Annotated in this window: 2 protein-coding genes and 1 pseudogene; 2 read left to right on the top strand and 1 reads right to left on the bottom strand. The window is 75.1% G+C overall.

The window, feature by feature from the left end; translation table 11 throughout:
- A pseudogene (locus HGA02_RS14390) lies at nucleotides 1–896 on the bottom strand (hypothetical protein); the annotation flags it as partial.
- Between the two features lie 185 nt (nucleotides 897–1,081).
- On the opposite strand from HGA02_RS14390, the gene HGA02_RS14385 reads away from it, so the two are divergent.
- Nucleotides 1,082–2,059: an aldo/keto reductase gene (locus HGA02_RS14385; RefSeq protein WP_168679652.1), complete on the top strand. Its 978-nt coding sequence runs from the start codon at nucleotides 1,082–1,084 to the stop codon at nucleotides 2,057–2,059.
- A gap of 200 nt (nucleotides 2,060–2,259) precedes the next feature.
- Nucleotides 2,260–3,117 (top strand): methyl-accepting chemotaxis protein (locus tag HGA02_RS14380; RefSeq protein WP_246247819.1); only part of this gene is annotated, 858 nt, incomplete at its 3' end.

Here is a 3,117-nt window from a genome sequence, read left to right as displayed (position 1 = left end):
CGGTCCCCGGCGGCCCGCGCCTCGACCCCGGCGAGGTCCTGGGCCGCGGCGGTCACGTCGGCGGCCAGCTGGTCGAACGTGCGGACCCAGTCGTCGTGCTGGGCCACGAGTGCCGCCCGGTCCGTGATGAAACGCGCGTACGTGTCCTCGAGCCCGGCGTCGAGCCCGCCGTCGCGCCAGACCGTCGTGCCGACGTAGGCGAACAGCTCGGTGGCGCGCAGCTCGGGGCGATCGCCGACCGACCCGGCGACCTGCAGGTGGAGGGGGTCGTCGGCGGGGACGGACGCGAGCGCCGCCTCGAGCGCCGGGACGATCCGCTCGCGGTCGCCGGCCGAGAGCCGGTCCCACGCGGCGTGGAGCAGCTCGTGCGCCGCCGTCTCGACGACGAACCCGTGCAGGCGCTCGTCGCCCGGCCGGTAGATGACGATGACGCCCGCGTCCGAGTGGTAGCAGCCGACGGCCGCCCCGCCGTCGGTCGGCGCCGACCCGGCCCGGTCGCACTTCCCGGCGAACTCGTCCGCGCCGAGGATCTGGGGCCGGGCGTCGTAGAACAGGTCGCGTCCCTCCGCCGACAGGTGCGCGGCGTCCGCGAGCGCCACGACCTCGGCCGACGGCGGTGCGACGGGGGCCAGGGGCACCCCGGCGACGGGCCCGTAGCCCGGGGGCATCGGCGGCGGTGTCGTGAGGCCGTCGGTGGAGAACCAGACGGCGCCGCCGACGGCGACCGCGATGCCGGCGGCGATCCAGCGACCGGGCCGACGACGAGACGTGCGGTAGCTCGTCGGCGGGGTCGTCGAGCGCCACGGCGACGGTGCGACGGCCCGCCCGGCCGCCTCGTCGACGACCCACTGCGGGATGCGGCCGGTCGGGGAGCGAGGCAGGTCGTCGGGAGACATGGTCACGCGTCCAGATCGGCACGGAGGGGGCGTGACTTCAGCAGGGGGCGCGTCCCGGACGTGCCCGTCGCCCGACCGGCCTGCCCGTGTCGCCGCGGACGGCTCGCGGCGCGACGGCCGCCGGGGGAGGCTGGTCGTCGGCCCGGCAGAGGACCGGGTGCCACAGGGTGTGTCGAGGAGTTCGTATGGAGTACCGCCAGCTCGGCCGGACGGGCCTGAGGGTGTCGGAGATCGGGTACGGCGCGTGGGGGATCGGGGCGTCGCAGTGGAAGGGCGCGCAGGAGGACGAGTCGGTCGCGGCGCTGCGCCGCGCGATCGAGCTCGGCGTGAACTTCGTCGACACGGCGCGCGGGTACGGCGAGAGCGAGCGCATCGTCGGCAGCGTCCTGCGGGAGCACCCGGACGTGCTGGTGGCGACGAAGGTGCCGCCGAAGAACATGGTCTGGCCCGCGCCCGACGGTCTGCACCCGGACGAGACGTTCCCGGGCGAGCACGTCCGCGCGAGCCTCGAGACGAGCCTGCAGGCGTCGGGGCTGGACCACGTCGACGTCCTGCAGTTCCACGTCTGGTCCGACGAGTGGGTCGGCAAGGGCGACTGGCTCGAGACGGTCGGGTCGCTCAAGGACGAGGGCAAGATCCGCTTCTTCGGGGTGTCGATCAACGACTACCAGCCGGAGAACGCGCTCGAGCTGGTCCGCAGCGGCGCGGTCGACACGGTGCAGGTCATCTACAACGCGTGGCACCAGCAGCCGGAGGAGCAGCTGCTGGGCGCGTGCGAGGAGCACGGCGTCGGCGTCATCGTGCGCGTCGCGCTCGACGAGGGCGGGCTCACCGGCCGGATCACCGCCGGTGCGACGTTCCCCGAGGGCGACTTCCGGAACACGTACTTCGGCGGCGACCGGCCGGCGCAGGTCGAGCAGCACGTGTCGGCGCTGGTCGGGGACCTCGGCATCGAGACCGACGCGCTGCCCGACGTCGCGCTGCGGTACGTGCTGGACCACCCGGCGGTGTCGACGGTCATCGCGGGCATGCGGACCGTGCGGAACGTCGAGCGCAACGCGGCGACGAGCGACGGCCGGCGGCTCACCGACGAGCAGCGCGCGGTGATCCGGCGGCACCGGTGGGAGCGGAACTTCTACCGGGCGGTCGACGCCGGGGACTGAGCCCACGGGCCTCCGCCCCGCGCACCGGACCGGGACGTCCCTCCGGTGCGCGGGGCAACCGTCCGCGCGTCGGGGCGACGGCGCCCGACGTCGGGCAGCCTGAACCGGCCGGGCGGGTCAACAGCGCGGCACGCCAGCCGATGAGGTCGGTGGGACCGGTGGCGACACACCGGTCGTCCGCGACCCAGGAGCACAGCCCCATGCCCGTCTTCACCCCGAAGCGCACCGCCGACGTCCCGACCCAGCGGTCGTCGCCCGAGCCGACTGCCGAGCGCCCGGCCGCCGGGAGCGGCGGCGGGGGTGCGAAGCCGCGGCGGCGGCTCGTCGCGGACCGGTCCGTGCGGACCAAGATCCTCGGCCTGGTCGGGATGCTCGCGGCCGTCCTCGTCGCCGTCGGGGCGTTCGGCGTGATGTCGCTGAGCGCGCTCGCGGACCGCTCCGCCGCGACGTCGCGCGCGAGCTCCGAGGTGACCGGACAGCTGGCGACGCTGTCGAACGCGCTGTGGACCGTGCGCAACGGCATCTCGAGCGTGCCCGGGTACCCGGACGACGAGGGCAAGCAGAAGGCGATGGCGGCGGTGCGTGCCGCGTACGCGTCGTTCGACTCGGCGACGGACGACTTCGCTCAGGTGTACGCCGGCGCCTACGGGTCGATGCCGCCCGAGTGGGACGCGTTCCTCGGGCGCTACGACGAGTACAAGACCAGCGTGGACGCGGACGTCCTGCCGCCGGCGATGGACGACGACCGGGCCGCGTGGGCCGCGCAGAGCGACGAGACCGCCCGCGTCGGCATGAACCTCACCGCGTCGCTCGCAGACCTGAGCACGCACGTCGACGAGGCGGTCGCGCGGGACCAGGCCGATGCCGGTGCGGCGGCGTCGCTCGCACGCTGGACGATGATCGGCGTCGCCGGGGCGGGCCTCGTGGTGGCGCTCGTGCTCGGCATGCTGTTCGCCCGCAGCGTCCGCCGCGCGGTCGGCGACGTGCAGCGGAGCGTCGACGCGCTCGCGACGGGCGACCTCACGGTGACCGCGCGCGTCCGCAGCGACGACGAGCTC

The sequence above is a fragment of the Cellulomonas septica genome, assembly GCF_012396155.1.
GTDB classification, from domain to species: Bacteria; Actinomycetota; Actinomycetes; order Actinomycetales; family Cellulomonadaceae; genus Cellulomonas; species Cellulomonas septica.
The sequence above is the reverse complement of the archived record's forward strand: the minus strand, read 5'-3'. Positions and strand labels throughout refer to the sequence as shown.